At 39.4% G+C, this 16,349-nt stretch carries 14 protein-coding genes; 7 read left to right on the top strand and 7 right to left on the bottom strand.

The window, feature by feature from the left end; translation table 11 throughout:
- Positions 1-252 precede the first annotated feature (252 nt).
- The 3 genes from QQZ16_RS17740 to QQZ16_RS17750 all read left to right on the top strand — a co-directional run bounded on the left by QQZ16_RS17740 (position 253) and on the right by QQZ16_RS17750 (position 4,394).
- Positions 253-2,004: an ABC transporter ATP-binding protein gene (locus QQZ16_RS17740; protein ID WP_235252463.1), complete on the top strand. Its 1,752-nt coding sequence runs from the start codon at positions 253-255 to the stop codon at positions 2,002-2,004.
- A 43-nt stretch (positions 2,005-2,047) separates the two neighbouring features.
- Positions 2,048-3,811 carry an ABC transporter ATP-binding protein gene (locus tag QQZ16_RS17745; RefSeq protein WP_284561628.1) on the top strand — a complete coding sequence of 588 codons (1,764 nt, stop codon included), beginning with the start codon at positions 2,048-2,050 and terminating at the stop codon, positions 3,809-3,811.
- 82 nt (positions 3,812-3,893) lie between these two features.
- Entirely contained in the window at positions 3,894-4,394 is a 501-nt protein-coding gene (locus QQZ16_RS17750; RefSeq protein WP_251629187.1) for a MarR family winged helix-turn-helix transcriptional regulator, read from the top strand.
- A 67-nt stretch (positions 4,395-4,461) separates the two neighbouring features.
- Here the strand turns inward: QQZ16_RS17750 and QQZ16_RS17755 are convergent, their stop codons facing one another.
- The gene (locus QQZ16_RS17755; RefSeq protein WP_251629188.1) at positions 4,462-4,629 is read right to left on the bottom strand and encodes a hypothetical protein; all 168 of its coding nucleotides are present in this window, start codon (positions 4,627-4,629) and stop codon (positions 4,462-4,464) included.
- A 374-nt stretch (positions 4,630-5,003) separates the two neighbouring features.
- On the opposite strand from QQZ16_RS17755, the gene QQZ16_RS17760 reads away from it, so the two are divergent.
- Positions 5,004-5,669, top strand: a complete 666-nt coding sequence (locus tag QQZ16_RS17760) for a Crp/Fnr family transcriptional regulator (RefSeq protein WP_031536170.1) — start codon at positions 5,004-5,006, stop codon at positions 5,667-5,669.
- 108 nt (positions 5,670-5,777) lie between these two features.
- Entirely contained in the window at positions 5,778-5,969 is a 192-nt protein-coding gene (locus QQZ16_RS17765) for a YgaP family membrane protein (protein WP_031536171.1), read from the top strand.
- Between the two features lie 132 nt (positions 5,970-6,101).
- On the opposite strand, the gene QQZ16_RS17770 is transcribed toward QQZ16_RS17765, so the two are convergent.
- The 3 genes from QQZ16_RS17770 to QQZ16_RS17780 form a co-directional block, all read right to left on the bottom strand.
- A complete protein-coding gene (locus QQZ16_RS17770) occupies positions 6,102-6,287 on the bottom strand; it encodes a hypothetical protein (protein WP_251629192.1) in 186 nt (61 codons plus the stop codon).
- Positions 6,288-6,437: 150 nt separating this feature from the next.
- On the bottom strand, positions 6,438-6,566 hold the full coding sequence (locus QQZ16_RS17775) for a hypothetical protein (protein ID WP_284561567.1): 129 nt from the start codon (positions 6,564-6,566) through the stop codon (positions 6,438-6,440).
- 682 nt (positions 6,567-7,248) lie between these two features.
- Positions 7,249-9,537, bottom strand: coding sequence for an alpha-galactosidase (locus QQZ16_RS17780; protein ID WP_446715459.1), 2,289 nt, complete (start codon positions 9,535-9,537; stop codon positions 7,249-7,251).
- A 255-nt stretch (positions 9,538-9,792) separates the two neighbouring features.
- Between QQZ16_RS17780 and QQZ16_RS17785 the strand changes: the two genes are divergently transcribed.
- Both QQZ16_RS17785 and QQZ16_RS17790 read left to right on the top strand, forming a co-directional pair.
- Positions 9,793-10,620 (top strand): AraC family transcriptional regulator, encoded by an 828-nt coding sequence (locus tag QQZ16_RS17785; RefSeq protein ID WP_284561569.1) that lies wholly within the window; start codon positions 9,793-9,795, stop codon positions 10,618-10,620.
- A 250-nt stretch (positions 10,621-10,870) separates the two neighbouring features.
- Positions 10,871-11,182: a hypothetical protein gene (locus QQZ16_RS17790; protein ID WP_284561570.1), complete on the top strand. Its 312-nt coding sequence runs from the start codon at positions 10,871-10,873 to the stop codon at positions 11,180-11,182.
- Here the strand turns inward: QQZ16_RS17790 and QQZ16_RS17795 are convergent.
- From QQZ16_RS17795 to QQZ16_RS17805, 3 genes are all read right to left on the bottom strand, one after another.
- Entirely contained in the window at positions 11,121-12,236 is a 1,116-nt protein-coding gene (locus QQZ16_RS17795) for a mechanosensitive ion channel family protein (protein WP_284561571.1), read from the bottom strand. The genes QQZ16_RS17790 and QQZ16_RS17795 overlap by 62 nt on opposite strands.
- A 137-nt stretch (positions 12,237-12,373) precedes the next feature.
- Positions 12,374-15,103: an N-acetylmuramoyl-L-alanine amidase gene (locus tag QQZ16_RS17800; RefSeq protein ID WP_284561572.1), complete on the bottom strand. Its 2,730-nt coding sequence runs from the start codon at positions 15,101-15,103 to the stop codon at positions 12,374-12,376.
- A 430-nt stretch (positions 15,104-15,533) separates the two neighbouring features.
- The gene (locus QQZ16_RS17805; RefSeq protein WP_284561573.1) at positions 15,534-16,337 is read right to left on the bottom strand and encodes a hypothetical protein; all 804 of its coding nucleotides are present in this window, start codon (positions 16,335-16,337) and stop codon (positions 15,534-15,536) included.
- Between the last annotated feature and the right edge of the window lie 12 nt (positions 16,338-16,349).

Consider the following 16,349-nt stretch of genomic DNA (forward strand, 5'->3'; position numbering starts at 1 on the left):
AGAAATGACCTCAGTTTGTCAGTGGCCTCCAACGATGGGGCTGTTTTTTTCTTTACCCACGAGATGGAATTATTTTCGTTTGACATTTAGCGATAAAATCATTAATATAATCGCATACGATGTATCGGATGCGATACATCTTATTCGATTAATTTTTGTTTGATAATTATTTGTAAATAGGGTCCAGAATAGCAGAGAGGATTTACAGCGAAAAAATAAATGTGTTTTGCTGCAGGAGGAGGAATAGATTCCATGTTAAAAATCTTGAAAAATTTTCAAAAAAGTGACTGGATGTTTATCACATTTGCCCTTATTTTTATCTTTGGGCAGGTATGGCTTGATTTAAAACTTCCAGATTATATGGCGGAAATCACTAGACTTGTACAGACAGAAGGTAGTGAGTTAAGTGATGTTCTCAAACAAGGTGCCTTTATGATGCTTTGTGCAGTGGGAAGTATGGCCGCTTCGATTATAACTGTATTTTTTGCGGCAAAGGTTGCTGCTGGTTTTTCTAATCGACTGCGTAAAAAAGTGTTTGATAAAACTTTATCTTTTTCCATGGAAGAACTGTCTAGTTTTTCGACAGCGAGCTTAATTACTCGTTCTACCAATGATATTATGCAAGTGCAAATTCTAATTATCCTAAGCTTGCAAATTGTGATAAAGGCTCCGATTATTGCCGTTTGGGGCATTTTTAAGATTATGGGAAAAAGCTGGGAATGGACTGCTGCTACAGGTGTAGCAATCGCTATATTATTAGTATTAATCGCCATCCTAGTTTTTGTGGCCCTGCCTAAATTTAAAGTAATCCAGAAGTTAACGGATAATCTTAATATGGTAACAAGAGAGAATTTATCAGGAATCCGTGTGGTTCATGCGTATAATGCAACTCGTTACCACGAGGATAAGTTTGAGAAAGCGAATAAGGAACTGACAGATACGAATCTTTTTACAACAAGAACAATGGCTGTTATGATGCCAACGATTACCCTTATTATGTCTGGAATGAGTCTTGCTATCTATTGGATTGGAGCGGTGATCATCAACAATGCTCCTATGGCAGATAGATTGCCTTTATTCTCTGATATGGTTGTATTCTCTTCCTATGCCATGCAAATCATCATGGCCTTTATGATGGTTTCTGTTGCATTCGTCATGCTTCCTCGTGCGGCTGTTTCTGTAAGAAGAATCAACGAAGTGCTCGATACAGATGTGAAAATAAAGAGTGGCACGAAGACAGAAGGGGACAGCAAAGGGGAAATCGAATTCCGCCATGTAAGCTTTAAATATCCTGGTGCGAGTGATTACATTCTCCGAGATATTAGCTTCACTGCATCCAAGGGAGAGACAGTAGCCATTATTGGTTCAACTGGTAGTGGAAAAAGTACCCTTCTCAACCTGATTCCACGCTTTATGGATGCTACAGACGGGGAAATTTTAGTGGATGGTCAAAATGTGAAAAATTATAAGTTGGAAGCTTTGCGAGATAAAATAGGCTATGTATCCCAAAAAGCTGTTATGTTCAGTGGTTCGGTTACATCCAATATTGCTTTCGGTGGGGAGATTAAGCAATCAGAAGATAAAGTAAAACGAGCCGTAGAAATTGCCCAAGGGAAGGATTTTATCGAAAAAATGGATCAGCAATATGAGGGAACTATTTCGCAAGGTGGAACCAATCTTTCTGGTGGTCAGAAACAGCGATTATCGATTGCCCGTGCTATTTACAAAGATCCAGAAATCTATTTATTTGACGATTCTTTTTCCGCATTGGACTATAAAACAGACCGTGTCCTCCGCTCCAAGCTTAAAGAGGAAATAAACGATGCTACAAACATTATTGTTGCACAGCGCATTGGAACCATTAAGGATGCAGACCGAATTCTTGTATTAGATAAAGGAGAAGTAGTCGGAATAGGGACACATGATGAGCTGATGGTTACTTGCGATGTTTATCAAGAAATTGCCTTATCACAATTATCAAAGGAGGAGCTCGAAATTGGCTAAGAAAAAGGATGTTAAAGAAACGAAAAATCAATCAACAAAATCGATTCCTCCAAATGCAAAAGGCATGAAATTTTCTAGCTTGAAGGAACTAGCGGTTTACTGTAAGGCGTATTTTCCAATCATTTTACTTGCTTTAATCCTTGCGATGACAGCCTCTATCTTTAGCATTATTGGTCCTGACCAGCTTAGCAAAATGACGGATTATATTACAGAAGGCTTAATGGGAGAAATTAACCTGGATGCTGTCTATGATGTCGCTATTTTTCTCGTATTCCTTTATGGTTTAGGCTATATTTTCAACTATGTTCAAGGTTTTATTATGGCTACCGTCACTCAAAGGATTTCTAAGCAATTAAGAAGAGATATTTCGGGAAAAATTAATCGATTGCCTTTAAGCTATTTTGATAATACAACAACAGGGGATGTCCTTAGCCGTGTAACAAATGATGTCGATATGGTTGGACAGACAATGAACCAGAGTGTTAGTAGCTTAATTACGGCTATTACGATGTTCATCGGTTCGTTAATCATGATGTTCTATACAAATTGGATTATGGCTATTGCCGCTATTTTATCTACATTTATCGGCTTTGCGTCTATGGGTATGATCATTTCGAAATCACAGAAATACTTTGCCCAACAGCAACAAGAACTTGGAAAACTAAATGGCCATATCGAAGAAATCTATTCCGGTCATAATGTTGTGAAGGCATATAATGGAGAGCAACAAGCAAAGGATGCTTTCTCTGCCATTAATTCACGCCTATTTGAAAGTGCGTGGAAATCGCAATTTATGTCAGGATTAATGATGCCATTAATGATGTTTATCGGAAACTTTGGCTATGTCGTTGTATGTATTGTTGGTGCTGTGCTTGCTGTTAATGGCCATATTTCATTTGGAGTCATCGTTGCCTTTATGCTGTACATTCGCTTATTTACACAGCCCCTGCAGCAAATTGCGCAAGCAGCGACAAATCTACAGCAAACAGCAGCGGCAAGTGGTCGTGTTTTTGAATTCTTAGCAGAGAAAGAGCTTGTAAAAGAAGACGAAAAGAAAGAAAAACTGCAAAATGTCAAAGGCGATGTGGAATTTAAGCATGTACGCTTTGGCTACAGTGAAGATAAAGCAGTTATCAAGGATTTTTCCGTAAAAGTAAATGCTGGTCAGAAAGTAGCAATCGTTGGACCAACTGGTGCTGGAAAAACAACATTAATCAACTTGCTTATGCGTTTTTATGAAGTGAATGGCGGAGAAATTATGATTGATGGTGTCCCGACTAACCAAATGACACGAGAATCTCTTCATGACCTGTTCTGCATGGTTCTTCAGGATACATGGATATTTGAAGGCTCTATCCGTGATAATATTGTTTATTCCAGAGAAGACGTATCTGATGAAGAAGTAGAAGCAGCTTGCAAATCAGTTGGCTTGCATCACTTTATTCAAACATTGCCAAACGGGTATGATACAATTTTAGATGACAAGACGAGCTTATCGGCAGGGCAAAAGCAGCTTATCACCATTGCCCGTGCGATGGTAAAAATGGCACCATTGCTCATTTTAGATGAAGCGACTAGCTCTGTAGATACACGCACAGAATTGCTGATTCAACAAGCAATGGATATGCTGACAGAAGGAAAAACTTCTTTCGTTATTGCACATAGATTGTCAACGATAAAAAATGCTGACTTAATTCTCGTAATGAAAGAAGGAGATATTATTGAAGCAGGAACACATAAGGAACTAATGGAGAATAATGGTTTCTATGCAGAGCTTTATAATAGTCAGTTTGAAGAAGCGTCTTAAATTTTACCTAAGCCAAGAAAGACTCGCAGTTTGGCTTTAAGAGTTTTTCTTCATAATAACTTTTGAAGAAAGGAGTTAACAAATGCTAGATAGGGCCACGTATATTTGGGAATCCATCGATTTCTTGAATCGTTTTATCATGAAGAGTCTCCAGAGACATGCAGAAGAACATGGAATGACTGCCCCGCAAGTACGCGTCATTCTAGAGGTCTTTATTAATAAAAAAATTAGTGTCAAGGAGCTAACCCAAAATCTTCGCATGACACAGAGTACGGTTTCAGATATTGTAGAAAGACTAACGGAAAAAGGGATTCTCATCAAGAAGCCGAATCCACAAGACAAGCGATCTGTTCAGATTATGTTAACAGAAGAAATGGTAAAAATAATCGAAGAAACCTCACCAAAGCCGATTCAGCAAATAATGGGTGCGGTATTAGATAATTTGCAGCCAAGCGAGCAAGCGACTGTTGAAGAAGGAATAAGGCTATTGGTAGCGGCAGTGGGCGAGAAGATGGAAGCAGATGGAATCGAGAGTTTAGAAGATTTTGAAGTGTTATTTTTGCCAAAAGAGAAGAAAAAGTAAAAGAAAAGGGAAGCCATGTTCAACGCCTAGTTAACATGGCTTTGGCCTGTCAAGAATGCTTATTTACTTAAAAAAATTGTTTTTCCTTACGTGCTAAAAACTGTTCCAATGCTTCGTTACTATCAATCCCCATTCTTTCCGCTAAAATAATGAGCCACCAGATGGATTCGCCAATTTTATGCGTAAGCTCTGCCTCTGGATTATCACCAGTTGGCCATCTCTCTTGCTGCGCCATTGATAATCGCCCAACCAATGCAGCATCTGTAAGAAAAGCAAGTGCATCTTCCGCAACAGACCACTCAGAACCATGGTATTATTTTTCTAATTGATGATAAGCCTGTCTAATTTGAAGAGAGCGTTCTATTGCTTCTTTAAAATTCATGTAAAGGATCCTCCTAATAATGTTGTTAGATGATGGAATGAGGATTCCACCATCTTCTTCACTTACTAAAAATAACATAGGAAAGTTGACAGCATGTTGTCATGTTTAAAGCCTAATTGTTTTGATTGGAAAAAAAGGAAAAGATACAACGAATGCTATAATATAGAATTAACAAATAAATCCTATCCTATGAAGTAAATAAAAAGAATGCGAAAGGAGAAGAATCGATGAGTAATAATGTACAGGACCATTTACCAAAGATTGTTTCTATTTTCCCTGATTTAGCTGATTTGCCAGAAGAAGAATGGCGCAAAGCTGGAATTGATGTAAAGAAACTGGAACCAGCTCAAACGATACCAGAAGGAATTATTCTAGATTATGCTGTTTTTATTTTAGATGGAAGGGTGAGAATGTACAAAGTAAGTGAAAGTGGGCGCGAAATAACGCTATACCGAATAAGTGATGGAGAGTGTTGTCCTTTAATGAGCTCGAGCATTTTAGGGGGAACAGAATATGAAGCATCTGCTAGTGTGGAAACCCACAGCCTCGCGCTTTTCATTCCAACACCAATCTTTCGGGAGTGGTTTGATACATATAAGAGCTTCCGCCAATTTATCTTTCAATCGATTTGCGGAAGAATCCTCACCCTTTCTAAATTACTCGATAACATTAATTTCAAATCCATTCGCAGCCGAGTAGTAGAATATTTGTTAGAACAAGCGGAAGGAAATGTTATCAAAACAACTCATGATACATTAGCAATCGAACTAGGATCAGTTCGCGAAGTAATTAGTCGCACACTAAAACAACTAGAAAAAGATCAATATATCGCATTGACGCGAGGAAAAATCATGATTTTAGACCGAGCAGGCTTAGAAGAATTAGTAGAATAACGACATGTTAAAGAATTTTTTTTGCTTTTATTCGTTATGTAACTTAGTTACGGAGTTCATGCTCTTCCTCCTGCTAAGATAGAAATATCTTGAAAGGAGGAATTAACAATGAAAAATGTCGGAGGATTTGATAGAGGTTTTCGCATCATATTAGGAATTGCCCTTTTATCACTATTTTATTTTTTACCAGGGTATTGGAAGCTATTTGGCCTAATCTCCCTTCCTTTACTAATCACTGGACTTACACAAAAGTGTGGCATCAATAAATTGTTAGGTAGAAATACTTGTAGAATTAATTAAGCTTGTACTTGGATGAAAGGGCAATCCCCCGCCGATAAAGAAAAGTAGGTGGGGGGGCCTAACTATTTAGGGGTGTTTTGATAGGAAATATTATTCCGACTGATGAATAGAATGAATAGCTAACAAGACTTCCTATGGTTGCCGATACTTTTGAAATCTTATTGTATTGTCACCTGAATTACTTAATTTTCTTCTTAAAAAGGATACATCCTTATTTATCATCGTACATAAATAAATCATAAATCCACTAAATAAACTGGATAAAAGCGTACTTGCTAGTAAAAACCAGATTATTTTTTTTGCCCCATTCCATGCCATTCTTACACCTCCTCAACTTGAAGGTATTATCTGTTAAATTAATGGATGTTATACTTTATTTCCGATACATTCTATAGATAAGAAAAGGCAGACTTCCATTAAATAAATATCCCTTTATAGAGCAAAACAAAAGGCACCTAAAAAGGCGCCCTATACCATATTAATTATCTCTATGTCACTATCTTCAAATTCCATTTCTAGCAAATGTTCATACTCTAAATTATCTTCGGCACTTATTAAAGGTTTTTCGATGATAGAATTAATCCATTTTCCCAACATTTTAAAGCACCTCATTTCGTTAGTATAATACGCATATACCCTATACCTTTATTTTATAAAAGTATTATGAACGATATGTTTAGCAAATATGAAATATTTATTAAGCTTTTTTCGGTGACATTTTTCGGTGACAGGCACCACAAAAAGACAAACTGCATGAATTGTACATATGAGAAGGACACTGAATGAAGACAATAAGGGTTCTCCGTCGTATACACCAACTTAGGTTGAAAGTGTTTATCTTGTAGGAAACAGAAAAACGATTGTTCATATCCAAAAAACGCGAGCAAAAGAATGCAAAACAAAACAAAAGACACTTCTCCCAGTCATCCGCTATTTTCTTCCATTCACCACTATCTAATCAAAAACAAATATGCATAGTAAAGGAACCATCCTTATTCCCAAAAAACATGTAACAGAATCTTTATCCATCCAAAGAAAGAAGTCCATAATGGAATACTGATGCCTAATCCAATCGTGAAGCCTTTAACAAATTTCTCGTTTTCCATGTAGAAACACTCCTCGATAATGACAAGTCCACTTTACCCTTGATAACAGTTATTCTAACCACTTATTAGAAAAATAGTAGGAAAAGCCCGAAATACAACATGGAATAATACATCACTTTACTACTCGCTTATTAAAAAAAGAAGTGAACATTAGCTCACTCCTACTTCAAAACTCAATCTAATTTCTGCAACTGAAACAACCTAGCTTGATAATCTCCCCGCACAGGCTCGCCGACACCATTTTTAGAAACACTCCGCCCATGCCGTTTGGAATATAATGTTTCCGATAAGAATAGACCCATTTCCATCAATTCACTTCCTGAATAGACAATATCCAATTCTTTTACGAGATAACGCGCTGTCCGGTCCAATCCTTTTAATCGCAAGCGCTTATAACGATCATTTGGACGAGCAAGAACTTGATACCAGCCAACAATTGCCTCCGACTGATCCTCCTTCACGACCATCCAAGCCGTTCCACTTCCAGCATCCCCTAAGCCGCTAAGACGACTCTCGGTAGTTGATTCCGCAAAAGGGTCAGCCAAACGAATAAACTTCCCATACAACAACAACTGGCGCTTTTCCTTATAAAAGCTGATTTGCTCCTTCACTAATTCAGCTTCCTCTTCTGAAAACGTGCGTGGGTCGAGCTCATAGCCAAAGGCGCCGAAATAGGCAACAGCTGCACGCATCCCAAGAGAAGTGACTCGGCCGACTTGATGATTTGGCGATGCAGAGACATGGGCACCCATTGAACTAACGGGATAGACGAGGGATGTTCCATATTGAATCTTTAAGCGTTCCACCGCATCACTATTGTCACTCGCCCAAGTTTGTGGTGCGTAATACAGCATCCCTGGGTCAAAGCGCCCGCCACCAGACGCACACGATTCAATCAAAAGGTCAGGATAATTATGAAGCAGCTTCTCATAAAGTGTATACACACCGAGGATATATCGATGCAGTACTTCCCCCTGACAAGCCCCATCCAAATAGACCGAATAGGCATCATTGATATTACGATTCATATCCCATTTTACATAAGCAATGTCTGCCTCGCCAATTACCTTATCCATCATCGTAAACACATAATCGACTACTTCCGGATTAGCAAAATCAAGCACATACTGGAACCTCGCGTGCTTACGCTTTCTGCCAGGTGTCCCCATAACCCAATCTGGATGTGCCCGGAACAAATCAGAATCCTCATTGACCATCTCTGGCTCAAACCACAAGCCGAATTGCATCCCTAGTTCCCGGACACGATCTGCAAGACCTTTAATCCCATTCGGCAACTTTTCCTTATATGCAACCCAGTCCCCAAGCGATGAACGGTCATCATCTCGCTTACCAAACCAGCCATCATCCAACACAAATAATTCGACGCCAAGCTTGCTCGCAGCAGATACCATCTCGACAATCTTCTCTTCATCAAAGTCAAAGTATGTACCTTCCCAATTATTCATAACGACAGGACGCGCCATTTTTGCCCACCGAGGATTGATTAAATGCCCGTGATACAAATCATGAAACGCCTGACTCATCCCATTTAAGCCACTATCTGAATACACCAACACCGCTTCCGGCGACCAAAATGCCTCCCCAGACGGCAAATTCCATTGAAAACGCTCTGGATGAATCCCAATCATCATCCGCGACATCCCATAATTGTCAACCTCCACCTGTGCCAGGAAATTGCCGCTATACACTAAATTCATTCCATAAACTTCCCCACCATGCTCTGTCGTGTCATTCGAAAGCAATGCCATAAACGGATTATGCATCGCACTACTCGCACCCCGCACCGACTTGACCGCCTGCACACCAGGTCGAGTCATCCCCCGATAGACATGACGCTCCTTCGCCCATGCACCTGATAGATGGAGCATCTCATACCCATCCCCAGGCAAATCAACACTCGCACTCAACAGCCGCTCCAACACAAACGATTGCTTCCCACCATTTACGACCCGCACAGATCGAGTCACAACAGGCAAATGCTCAAAAATCGTATAATGCAGATCCACCTGCAGCCCACATGTATCATCCGCTAACCGGACCACCAACGTTTCCGCCGCACCCTTCTCCGCAAAGGTAGCAGGCATCCCCCGACGTTTCGGCTTCCCATCCAACACATCATGGGATACATATGTAAGTTCCACCACATACGAACCATCCCCGAAAGCCACCTCCAGCATCGCCTCCCGGAAATCCCCCGACCCAGACACCGGTAACTCTTGCTTGATTAACTCCAGCGAATGATCCCACTCATCCTCAAACTCACAAACAGAAAGAGGTCGATAACTCCGCTCCACAAACCGCTCCACCGAATCAGCAAGCACCACACGCTTCCCATAATACAACTGCTCCAGCTGCCCATTCTCCATCACCCGAAACAAATAACTAATATAATCATTACATAAATGAAAAGCCTTTTCTTTTTCATGGAAAAAAATAGACATGCCTTTTCCCACACTCCTTCTTCTTATCATTTCTATGTCATTAGCGAAGATTCTCTTTACTTGGAAAATGGGGCAGAGAGGACACCGCAAATAGCCTTTTAAAAGCTTATTTACAGAAATCCCAATACCCCATACAATAAAGATAAGCGCTTACGTCTATACATCGTACAAGAGACTGCCAAGATAAAACATGGCAAAATCAAAGCTATCTATAGCAAAAACAAATGATTTTTAAAACGAAGGGAAGAAAGAAAGTTGCGAGAATATATCCATACATTTGGCAGCAACCATCAAAAAGAAGGCGAAGATCTTGTCTTATATAATTGCGGATTCGAAGACTGTCAGAAAGGACATTATTTCGGACCTCTATCCAGAGATTTTCACATCATTCATTTCGTTACAGAGGGAGAGGGGACACTCACCATTGATCATATCACCTATTCAGTAGGCAAAAATCAAGCCTTCCTCATTCCCGCCAATAAAGTAGCCAAATACGAAGCATCCAAGACAAATCCATGGAAATATTACTGGTTCGGCTTTATGGGAATCAAAGCAAGGGAGTATATTTATCAAATCATGAACACGAGAGAAACACCTGTCATTCTTGATATCGAGGATCTATCTGCCTTTCAAGAAACAATTCAAACAATGGTAGACATTGGCGAAAGTGGCATTTCGCTAAAGAACCACTTTATTATCCAAGGCTATATGTATCATCTCCTCGCAGCCTTAGTGGAGACAACAAAGCCACTTGCACAACAAACAACAGCAGAAGCTTATATCTACCAAGCCCAAACCTATATCAACAAAAATTTCGCCCAACCAATCCAAATAGCCACAATCGCAAACAAGCTCGGCCTTCATCCCATTTACTTAACAGCACTATTTAAAAAACATACAAACACCACACCAAAGGAATATTTAATGAAAGTACGCATGGCAAAAGCAGCAGATTTCTTAATACATACCAATTATCAAATGAAAATCATCGCCAGATCCGTTGGCTATGCAGATTCCCTTGCCTTTTCGAAGGCATTTCGGAAGTATTATGGAGTGTCGCCGAAGGAATATCGGTGTCAATAACGGTGTCTGTCAATATCGGTGTCAGGCACCATAAAAAGACAAACTTTAAGAAAAGTACATTTGGGAAGGACAGTTTATATGGAATTTCCTTAAATTCCTTCTACCTATGTCGCAACAACCCGATGCAAAAACAGAAAAATAACAAATAAACGATAGCATCGCGGTAGATTAGCTAAAATTAGTAGAATGAGAAGTGGATGCAGAAAGTGAATCAGCAAAAAAACATGGAAAATAAGCCGAATTGTAAATAATGATCCAAACAAAGAAGGAAAAGGAAATGATCCCAACCGCAAATATATCAGCCAACCAGGGAAAGAAATCAGCCAAACCACAAATATATCAGCCAAACTGGGAAAGAAATCAGCCAAACCGCAAATATATCAGCCAAACTGGGAAAGAAATCAGCCAAACCACAAATATATCAGCCAAACACCCACCCACCCACAAACAAAAAAAAGACAAGGCACACCAGCGCCTTGTCTTCTGCTCCCCAAAAACCATCATTCCCCACTCATCAACTTTTTCCCTTCCTCTTTCTCTGGCAAATAAATCTGCTGACTAGGCAATGCGATTTCTATTCCGTGTTTTTCTAAAATATTTAATATTTGTAAATTTGTATCTTCTTTCACTTCTAAAAACTCTGACCAAACGGTAGTTTTCGAGAAGAAATAGATGAAGACACCTAAACTGTAATCACGGAATTCCGTGAATCGCACCATGATGACATCTTTATGTACACCTTGGTGTGCATGAAGCATTTCTTCTATTTCTCTTAAAGCGACCCGTAATTTCTCGTTTGGCGTGCGATAGGAGAGAGCCAATTCATAGCTGATTTGTCGCTTCGCCATTTTGGACCAGTTTGTGATCGCTTCATTGGAAAGCTTTGAGTTAGGAACGGTCACAATCGAATCAGCAAATGTGCGAATTTGCGTACTACGGAATGTGATATCCTCGACTGTTCCTTCCACTGAAGGAGATTGAATCCAGTCTCCCTTGGAAAATGGCTTTTCCGTAATAATCACAACACCGCCGAAGAAGTTAGCAACGGTATCTTGTGCTGCTAAGGAGAAGGCAAGACCAGCAACCCCGAGACCAGCAACGAAGGCACCAATTTGAATATCCCAAATGTCCAATATGCTAACAGCAGTAAAGATAACGACAAGCATTCGGAATACCTTCCCTAAGAAAGGAATCAGCATGCTATCAGCATCAAGCTTTGTTCGCGACACCAGCCGTTCAAAAGGATTCGATTGATCGGAAAAATACTGAAAGATTCCCCAGCCGATTAATCCGATAATAAAGGACTTATATATCTGTTGCACAAAGTAGAAAGTAGTAATCGGAAATGGCAAATAAGTTAAAGCCAAGTAAGTTCCGATAATGACCCAGAACCAACGAAGTGGTTTTTCAAACGCTAATAATATTTTGGAAACCGTAGCTACTGGTAATTTCTTTACCATTCCTAACACTAACTTGAAAATATAGGTCGTAAATAGCTTTCTAAACCCTAAAAAAACAAGAAAGATTAGCAAGGCAATCCCAATATCCATCCAGTTAAACCGCTCAAAAGCAGCGATAAATCGCTCCCATTGCGACCATACTTGTAAATCCCCCATCTAAATCACCTCGAAAAACATTATAGCATAGGAATGGGCAAACCCAAGCAACTCACTTATAAGAGTAAATAAAATGTAATATGACAAGCCTATCCATAGAAAAAAGGACCAGCATTCCTGCTGATCCTTGATTAAGGTTAAAATCTTTCAAAATACTCTTCGATGCCATCTGCAATAGCTTCTGCTAATTTATTCTGATAGCTGCTCGTTACAAGCTTTTTACGCTCAGCCGTATTATTAATAAATCCAAGCTCTAGTAAAGTAGCTGGTACTGCTGTTTCTCGTAAAACAGCAAGTGTTTCACCATCAATGCCCCGATTAGTGGCATCTGTTGCGTTAACCATTTCATTCTGTATCAAATCCGCTAGCAATGTGCTTTTCATCACGCGGTTTGGATCATTATGCTTATCGCTATTGATGACAGAAGGGTATGCTGGATTATATTTGTAGTAATACGATTCGATTCCAGACGCTGTTGTCGAGCCAGATCCAGTTGAATTATGATGGATGCTCACAAAGATGTCTGGATTAAGCGCATTGGCTTTTTTGGAACGGTCGAGTAAAGAAAGATAGGTGTCAGATGTACGAGACATATAGACAATATAGCCACGGTCTTTCAATAGCTTTTCCACTTTCTTCGCAACCGCTAAATTCAAGGCAGCTTCTGTATAGCCACCAGCCATTGCACCTGGGTCAGATCCGCCATGTCCGGGATCTAAGAAAACAGATTTTGCCTTTTTAAAAGCCTTTGTTGCACTCACAGACGAGCCGCTGCCTTTTGGAACAAGCTTGATTTGAATGGCTTCTAATCGCTTAGATAATCCTTCTGATCCAGCTTCCATTCCATTTTTCGCCCATCCAAGCCAGCCATAGCTTTGGGAGTGAACGCGATAGTAAACATCGAAATATTTCGCCATATCACCAGTTAAACTAATTTTTATAGCTTCCAATCGTTTACTTTTCCCAACCGTACCAGAGATATCTCCGTTCGAAGAGTTCGTTACCCAGCCTGTGCCTTGTATATGTGTGGAGTAAACAATATCTCCGCTAAATGCGGCATCTGTTAAATCAATTTTAATCGCTTCTAATCGCTTTGATTGTCCTGTTGTGCCACTTGATGCACCGTTTGTGACATTGGATAGCCATCCTTTTGTTTGTACATGCGTACTGTATGTGACAGTTGGCTTCTTCACGAAGGATGTGCTCGTAGAACCAGGAGCTTTTGCCCCTTTCTCCACTAGGACGATCTCAATCGCTTCAACACGCTTCGAAAGACCTTCCGTACCAGCAGATGCGCCGTTTTTTGCCCATCCAAGCCATCCGTATGTTTGCGCATGAACACGGTAGTAAATATCATAGTGTTTCGCCATATCGCCAGTTAGATTTATACGGATACCTTCCAGACGCTTGCTTTGTCCAGAAGTCCCAGATAGCTCACCGTTTGATACAGCATTTTGCCAGCCGATGTTTTGCACATGGGTGGAATACTCGATATTTCCACTGTATGGCTTATTTTCTAAATCTATTTTAATGCCTTCTAGTCGTTTTGATTGCCCAGAAGTTCCGCTCATTTCTCCATCTGCAACATTAGGCTGCCAGCCGATTGTTTGAACATGTGTGGAATATGTAACAGATGGTTTGGTAATAAAGGATTTATCGGTAGAACCAGGAGCCTTTGCGCCTTTTTCTACTAATTTAATCTCAACAGCTTCTACTCGTTTGGAAAGACCTTCCGTACCAGCAGATGCGCCATTTTTTGCCCATCCAAGCCAGCCAAATGTTTGTACATGTAGGCGATAATAAATATCATAATGTTTCGCCATCTCACCTGTTAGCTCTATCTGGATAGCTTCCATCCGCTTATTCTCACCAGGTGCACCACTGATTGCGCCATCTTTTTCCTCTGTCATCCAGCCATAGCCTTGAACATGAGTCTTATACGTTACGCCACCAGAGTAATTTGCATTTTCGATGAAAATTTTCACTGCTTCTAATCGCTTCGATTGTCCGCTTGTTCCAGATAGTTCTCCATCTTTTACGGGAAGTTGCCATTTGCTTCCTTCTACATAGCTTGAATAGTTAATAGAAGGATTCACGACAGCTGCTTTCAGAGCACGAGAAGCTTCTGCTTTCGGCATGACAGTAGTATGTTCCTCTGTCGATGTGCTCTCCTCTGTTTCTGCCTTTTCTAAGGAAGCATCCGGATCAATCTCTTCTTCCACCTTATCTTCTGTTGGCAGCTCTTCTATAACTTCTTCACTAGGAGTCGCCGTTTCTTCTGCATCTTCAGAAGAAGAAGGGTCTGTTACAAGGTTTAAAGCATCATATTCTGCCTTCGTAATCACCGTTTTTTGCTGATTTTCGTCAGTAGAATAGTAAGTTAAACCTTGATTGTGAACGATTGTACCATATTCATCCACAGTTTTTATTTCTTCTATAGAAGTACCATTATCATTTTCAGTCACCACAGTAGCTTGATCTGTGAAAGTAACCGGTTCTACTTGTTCCGCTTTATAGGATTCCGAGGGTGCTATTCGATAAAGAACATTTTCTTCATTAGAAATCGAAAGTTGTTCCCGCTCTTCTCCAACATTCATGGAAAAAACTTCATGATCACCTAATTTATCTGATAGATAACCTTGAACGGATGTCTGTGTGTCATCTGTCCAGCCATTTAGGTGTAAAACCACTTCCTCATTTAGATTAATATCTTGCTTTTCGCCATTATAGTAGATGAAATAATAACTGGAAGCAATATCCAACTCATCGGTATCCCCATTTTCCGTGGCATAGCCGACATTTAAGTTAGTAGGAAACACCAAACTAAAAACCATTACAGCAACTAATAATAAAACTTTTTTCCTCATCACCAAAACCCTTCTTCATTTTTTTGCAGAATATATCTGTATAACACTACTATTCTAGCATAATTCTGGCAGAAAAAAGTACTATTTTCCTACTAAATTATGGTAATTTTTAATTATAAATGTATAAATAAGAAAAAAGACCTATCGAATAAATTGCATAATATGGGAAATTTGATTCCCAAAGACAAAGAGAATTAGGAAGATCAAACAAATAAAGTGATAAAACAGTTGAAAAAAGGAATGCCTTTACCTTTTTATTATTCAACTATATATAATAGAAGAAACTAGGTAACGCTTACATAAAAACACATCGAAAAATCGTATTTACGAATATTCAGTAAATATGATAAGATAATCGTACGTTATATAGAACAACCAAACAAAAAAATAAGCGAGTAGTACTCGCTTATTTAGGACATTATATACATACTTACTGTGAAATGAGCTTATCAGCCAAATAATCGCTCCAAACTTCAAAACCTTGTTCATTCGCAATCGATTTATCGCCATCTAGTTCCTTGTAATAATCTTTAACCTTTTCATCCTGACGATTTGGCCAAGCTTCCCAATGGTTCCAATAGGGAATTTCTTCCGCTTCGGCATACTTCTCTAGGTCACTAACTTGCATAGGATAGAGACTGGCATCATATAATGGATGTGCTGGCATTAAAACGAACGTAACATCAGGCAACGAATCTGTGGTTTCTTTAATAACCGTATTGATATTCGTTAACGTCGTAGAAATATTTACTACGTTGTTATCATGTAATAGGAATGGCTCAAAGATAACCATATCTGGTTTCTTGTCAATCAGAGATTCATACTCTTCATCATCTACATAATCGGAAGTAGTTCCGTCATAAGCGATACTGTCGATGGTTACATATTGATCATACTTACTAGCCAATGCTTCTTTTAAAGGGGGAAGTAAACCAGACTCTTGATCGCCAATCGCATCTGAGCCAACTAGTAAAATATGAAATACCTTTTTGTCTGATAATTTCGCTTCTAATACTTGTTGCGCTTGTTCTGGCCAAGATTTAGCAAAGCCCATATAGTAATCAAGGCTAAAGTAGCTCTCTGAATTAGAACTTTTTTCTTGGGAAACCGTTGAATCGTGTGTATCGTGAATCGGTGATAAAGGACTATCTCCCCGAATATTCCAATGAATATTTCCAATAATAAGAACCACAACAAGAACAATAGAAAGAATAGATAGAATAGCTGCTTTCATTTCAACCTCCAG

Origin of the sequence: Bacillus sp. T2.9-1, assembly GCF_950097965.1 — a bacterium.
GTDB lineage: Bacteria > Bacillota > Bacilli > Bacillales > Cytobacillaceae > Niallia > Niallia hominis.